Annotated in this window: 4 protein-coding genes; 1 reads left to right on the forward strand and 3 read right to left on the reverse strand. The window is 58.9% G+C overall.

The window, feature by feature from the left end; translation table 11 throughout:
* The 3 genes from B2W52_RS07970 to cysM all read right to left on the reverse strand — a co-directional run.
* The coding region (locus B2W52_RS07970) for a RelA/SpoT family protein (RefSeq protein WP_286802385.1) at window positions 1-1195 on the reverse strand (1195 nt) is incomplete at its 3' end.
* 57 nt (window positions 1196-1252) lie between these two features.
* Entirely contained in the window at window positions 1253-2602 is a 1350-nt protein-coding gene (gene rlmD / locus B2W52_RS07975; RefSeq protein WP_273069290.1) for a 23S rRNA (uracil(1939)-C(5))-methyltransferase RlmD, read from the reverse strand.
* Between the two features lie 26 nt (window positions 2603-2628).
* Window positions 2629-3522 carry a cysteine synthase CysM gene (cysM, locus tag B2W52_RS07980; RefSeq protein WP_008176171.1) on the reverse strand — a complete coding sequence of 298 codons (894 nt, stop codon included), beginning with the start codon at window positions 3520-3522 and terminating at the stop codon, window positions 2629-2631.
* A 225-nt stretch (window positions 3523-3747) separates the two neighbouring features.
* Between cysM and B2W52_RS07985 the strand changes: the two genes are divergently transcribed.
* The coding region (locus B2W52_RS07985; RefSeq protein WP_286802388.1) for a histidine kinase dimerization/phospho-acceptor domain-containing protein at window positions 3748-4684 on the forward strand (937 nt) is incomplete at its 3' end.

Below are 4684 nucleotides of genomic sequence, written 5' to 3' on the forward strand. Positions count from 1 at the left end.
CCAGCTCCTCCTGCCACTCCAGAACCTGGCGCAGCCAGTTGATCTTGGCATCGTAGCCGGTCGACTTGTTGCCTTTGTCCATGCCCTTGTACAACCAGTGGGCACAAACGCCCAGTTCCGCCTCCTCATGCATCGTGTGGGTTCGGATCTGCACTTCCATGACCTTGCCCTCGGGCCCGATCACGGCGGTATGCAGGGACTGGTAACCGTTTTCCTTCGGGTTGGCAATGTAATCGTCGAACTCGTTGGGGATGTGGCGCCACAGCGTGTGGACAATACCCAGTGCGGCGTAACAGTCGCGAACCTCCGGAACCAGGATACGCACGGCGCGAACATCGTAAACCTGGGAAAAGTCGATGCCCTTGCGGCGCATTTTTCGCCAGATGCTGTAGATGTGCTTGGCACGTCCGGACAGCTCGCCCTCAATGCCATAGGCTTTCAGTTCGGTCTGCAGGGTTTCAATCACCCGCTTGATGTAACCGTCGCGATCCAGGCGCTTTTCGTCCAGCAGTTTGGCGATCTTTTTGTAGGCGGAACCATGCAGGTACCGGAAAGAAAGATCTTCCAGCTCCCACTTGATGTGACCAATGCCAAGCCGGTGTGCCAGGGGTGCGTAGATATCAAACACTTCCCGGGCGACGCGCATTCGCTTTTCTTCTGGAGCATCCTTTACCGCCCGAATGGCGCAGGTACGCTCCGCCAGCTTGATCAGGGCAACCCGGACATCGTCAATCATGGTGACGAGCATCTTGCGGACGTTGTCCAGTTGGCCTTCGCTCTGGCCCAGAACGTTACCCTTCAGCGGGTGGTGGATGGACGAAATGGCCGCCATCTGCTGCACGCCGTTGATCAGGCCCGCCACCTCATCGCCAAATTCCTTGCGGATTGTCTCCAGGGGAACGCGCTCTTCACGCACGGCGCGATAAAGGATCGCCGCCACCAGGCTGGCCTGATCCAGGTGCAGCTCCGCCAGAACCTGGGCCATCTCAATGCCAATCCGGAAGCTGCTGGAACCAGGTGCCCACTGGCGATCCTGCCGGAAAGCCTGAAGATCGATTTCCGCTGCCTTTTCGCAGGCCAACCGGAACTGGTCAGCGTCGTCCAGGTGCGTTTGCGAGGCTATCTGGTTTACCCAGCCCTCGATATCCACCTGGCCGTCGCCGGTCATTGCGTAATCTTCGCGAACTTTTACCATATCAGTCTTGTTATTCCTGATGGTTGCCGCAGCCATCCCTGACTGCCCACCGCATCTTCAGTCGGAATCCCGTTCGAACAACGCGATGGATTCCACGTGAGTGGTGTGGGGAAACATGTCCATCACACCTGCGCGCACCAGGCGATAGCCATTGCGCACCATAACGCCTGCGTCCCGCGCGAGTGTTGCCGGGTTACAGGAGACATAGACTATCTTCCGGGTACCGAAGGCGGTCAGGTACTTGCAGATTTCCTCAGCGCCGGAGCGGGGCGGATCAATCAGGATCTTGTCGAATCCTTCCTTCGCCCAACTCTGGCCAGTGAAATCGCCGTGCAGATCGGCACCGTGAAAAGCGACATTGTTCAGGCCATTTAGTTCCGCGTTTTCCCGACCGCGGACAACCATGGTCTCGTCACCCTCCACGCCGACAACCTGTCCGCCACTTCGGGCCAGGGGCAGCGTAAAGTTCCCCAGACCACAGAAGAGATCCAGGACACGCTCACCCGGCTGGATATCCAGCCATTCCACAGCCCTGTGTACCATCGCACGGTTAATACCTGCATTGACCTGGGTAAAGTCCATGGGATGAAATTTCATGGTCAGGTCGAATTCTTCCAGCCTGTAGCTCAGTCGCTCATCATCCCGGCCAGAGGACTCGGGCCAGATCCGATGAACGGTATCGGGCCCTTTTGGCTGCAGGTAGATATGCAAATCGTGAGCCTGGCCGAAGGCAATGAGCTTCTCCCGGTCACCAGTGGACAGGTCATCCATATTGCGGAACACCATTACCGCCACATCATCGCCACAGGCAACTTCCACCTGGGCGATTCGGCTGTAGGCGTCCAGATCGTGCAGCATATTTCGAAGGGGCAGTATGCGGTCGCCAATGCGGGGATCCAGCACCACACAACGGTCGATGTCGGTCAGGAAACTGTTGCGTTTCTCCCGAAACCCCACCAGGACAGACTCCCGGGCCTTGACGTAACGAACCCCGAGGCGCGCCTTGCGGCGATAGCCGAGGCTCTCTTCCGAGCGCAGTGGCTCAATCCACTCCTCGGGTTCGATGCCCCCGAAATGGGCAAAATGCTCCCGCAGGGTATTCTCCTTGAACGCGATCTGCGCATCGCCACTCATATGCTGCAGGCTACAGCCGCCACACAGGTCGGCAAACTCGCAGGGTGGCGTCTGACGATCCGGCGCGGCTTCCAGAACCTCTTCGGTGCGCAGTTCGTCGAACTTGCTTCGACTGGACACCACTTTCGCCATCACGGTTTCGCCCGGAAGGGCGCCATCGACAAACTGGGTCTTGCCATCCTGACGGGCGATACCCCGGCCGTCATGGCTCAGGGTCTCAATCTCACAGCGCACGGGCTCTTTTGGAAGAACCTTCCTGCGTCGTCTGCTCATACTCGGGTCTCTTGGTGGAATCGTGTTCAGGCGCCGGGAAATACACCGGTGGATAGATAGCGGTCGCCGCGGTCACAGATAATGGCCACGATGATGGCGTTTTCAACCTGCTGCGAGAGCTTGAGCGCGGCCGCGATCGAACCGCCGGAGGAGACGCCACAGAAAATGCCTTCCTCGGAAGCCAGGGCCCGCATGGTGTTTTCGGCCTCTTCCTGGCCAACATCCAACACCTCGTCCACCCGTGCGGCATCGTAGATTTTCGGCAGGTAGGCTTCGGGCCATCGACGTATCCCGGGTATGGACGCACCTTCTTTGGGCTGAAGCCCGATAATGCGAATATCCGGGTTGCGCTCCTTGAGGTAACGGGACACGCCCATGATGGTGCCAGTAGTGCCCATGGAGCTGACAAAATGGGTGACACGCCCCCCGGTCTGCTCCCAGATCTCGGGACCGGTCGTGCGGTAGTGCGCCAGAGGGTTGTCCTGGTTGCTGAACTGATCCAGCACCCTGCCCTTGCCCTCCGCCTGCATCTTGAGGGCCAGGTCACGGGCAGTTTCCATCCCCTCTTCCCTGGTGACCGTGACAATCTCCGCACCATAGGCGCGCATGGATGCCCGACGCTCCTCACTCATGTTCGCGGGCATGATCAGCACCATCCGGTACCCCTTGATGGCAGCCGCCATGGCCAGGGCAATGCCGGTGTTGCCACTGGTCGCCTCGATCAGGGTATCGCCCGGCTTGATGTCGCCCCGACGCTCCGCCTCCTGGATCATGCTGATAGCCGGGCGGTCCTTCACCGAGCCGGCGGGGTTATTCCCTTCCAGCTTGGCCAGAATCACGTTACTCGTCTCACCGGGGAGACGCTGCAGGCGAACCAGAGGGGTGTGCCCGACATAATCTTCAATGGTGGGAAAATGCATATGATAACCCTGTGGTACACTTTTGGCTTCGCATGATACGCGTTATCGCCCCGGTCTCCCAATACAGCTTCTCGCTATATCCATGACCGGCGGCTATATCCGACACGGGATTTTCCGGTACCGTCGGGACTGATACCACAGTTATCCCGTTCCGGATCAGCTATTCTTAACACGGACGTTTTCCGCTCTGCGGCGCGGACAAAAGCAATAATTCAGGAACACGGTATGCGACGTTGGGGCATTCGCAAGAAAGTTTTAGTGGTGACGCTGGTTCCCACCCTGCTGACCACCCTGATGCTGGGGCTGTTCTTCACCTACAGCTGGGTCAACAATATCGAAAGTCTGCTGAAGGACCGGGGCGAGTCACTCTCCCGTCAGCTCGCGGCCGGTTCCGAGTACGGCCTTTTCACTGCCAACCGAAGTCTCCTCAGCAGCCTCTCCAATGCCCTCCTGGAAGAGCAGGACGTGCGTTCCATCACCTTCTTTGGCAGTGACGGCTCCCGCCTGCTCCACACCGGGCCCGGAAGCTCGGAGACCGTGCAGTCCGACGAACTCACCGCCGAGCACGCCACCCGGATATCCCGAAAAAACAGCACCCGGTTTATCACCCCCGTGTTTCTGCAGGATCTGATGATCGAGAGCATGCTCGACCCGGATGCCCGCCAGTCCATGTCGAATCTGCGGGAGCCTCTGGGCTGGGTGGTTGTGGAAATGTCCCATATCCGCACCGAAAAAGAGACGTACAAGGCCCTGCTTATTTCCCTGCTGCTCATTCTCGGGGGCGTCATTCTCAGCATGGCCATTGCCCTGCGACTGAGCCGTGCGTTCACCAACCCGGTATTCGAACTGAACGAGGCCGTTGCCAAACTCAAGGAAGGCAAGCTGGATACCCGGGTCTACACCGGCGCCGGGCCGGAGTTCGAACAGCTGGAATCCGGCCTCAATGCCATGGCCGAAGAGCTGAGCAAGGCCCAGGCGGAAATGCAGCAGAACATCGACCAGGCCACCGAAGATCTGCGGGAAACCCTGGAAACCATCGAAATCCAGAACATCGAGCTGGATTTCGCCCGGAAGGAAGCGCTGGAAGCGAGCCGGATAAAGTCAGAGTTCCTGGCCAACATGTCACACGAGATCCGCACCCCGCTGAACGGCATCATCGGCT

This window comes from Marinobacter sp. UBA2498, from assembly GCF_002341575.1.
Lineage (GTDB): Bacteria > Pseudomonadota > Gammaproteobacteria > Pseudomonadales > Oleiphilaceae > Marinobacter > Marinobacter manganoxydans.